At 63.7% G+C, this 1,066-nt stretch carries 1 protein-coding gene; it reads left to right on the top strand.

Annotated elements, in window-relative coordinates:
- On the top strand, window positions 1-1,062 hold a 1,062-nt coding region (locus CVS27_RS20400; RefSeq protein ID WP_207767610.1), incomplete at its 5' end, for an HNH endonuclease signature motif containing protein.
- Window positions 1,063-1,066 lie beyond the last annotated feature (4 nt).

The raw sequence follows: 1,066 nt of genomic DNA, 5'->3' as shown, positions 1-1,066 counted from the left end.
CCCAGTCCCAGTCCCAGTCCCAGTCCCAGCTACAGTCCTAGCACCGGTCCGGGGCTGGCAGAGGGTTTTGTTCCCGAAGGCGCCGGCGGGGCGCAGCTGTTGTTCGGGGTGGTGTGCGGGGGTGGGATTCTGCCCTTCACGGGTGAGAACGCGGCAACCGGTGGTGGGGTGAATGGTGGCCCTGGAGTGGATGACCCTAGTGCGGGTGAAACTGGTGCGGATGAAGTGCTTTTCGGGGAGCTGCTCGGTGATGGTTCGGGCTATGTTCACGGTGTGGTCGATGGCATCCCAGACAGTCCTGAACGGGATTATCTGGACCAGTTGGCGGCCATCAGGGCGCACCAACTGATCACTGACCCGCCCATGCCCGGGGCCACCATCTTGCTCACGGTGCCGTTCCTGGGGGCGCTGGGCATCACCGATGAACCCGCGCAACTGGTGGGCAGCAGTGCCAGCTCCGGCCCAGTGCCAGAAAGCATTGCCCGGAAACTTGCCGCCGATGCCGGCACGTTCCTGCGCGTGCTCACTGATCCGATCAGTGGGGAACCGTTGGGGTTAAACCCTGAGAGGTACAGGATGCGCGAGAGTGAGAAGGCTGTGCTGCGCGCCCTGGCGCAGGGCTGTTACTACCTGAACTGCACCAACCCCGTCATGGACACCGAAACAGACCACGTCACCGCGTGGGAGAAAGGCGGGGCCACCACAGCGGAGAATATGCGCCCGGCCTGCAAACGCCACCACCTCCTCAGACACTTCAAGGACGACAAAGACCGGCACGGGAACTACCGCGTCGATCAAGACCCCGACCGCCACCAGATCCGGCTACGCGGCTGGACACCCCTGATCGAAGCAGACGGGCGAGTCGGATGGATCTCACCGTCCGGGAAATACCACCGCCCCCAGAACCGTGAACCACAACGGCCAGCGTTCCCCACATGGCTCAAGAAACGCCTCAACAAAACACTCAACCCCACCCGGCCCGACCCCACCAAGCTCACCAACCCCGCGTCCAGCCGCCGGGAACACCTCATCCTCAGATACCTCAAACGCCACCCACGCTGACAGC

It is taken from the genome of Arthrobacter glacialis (assembly GCF_002909445.1).
GTDB lineage: Bacteria > Actinomycetota > Actinomycetes > Actinomycetales > Micrococcaceae > Specibacter > Specibacter glacialis.
The sequence above is the reverse complement of the archived record's forward strand: the minus strand, read 5'-3'. Positions and strand labels throughout refer to the sequence as shown.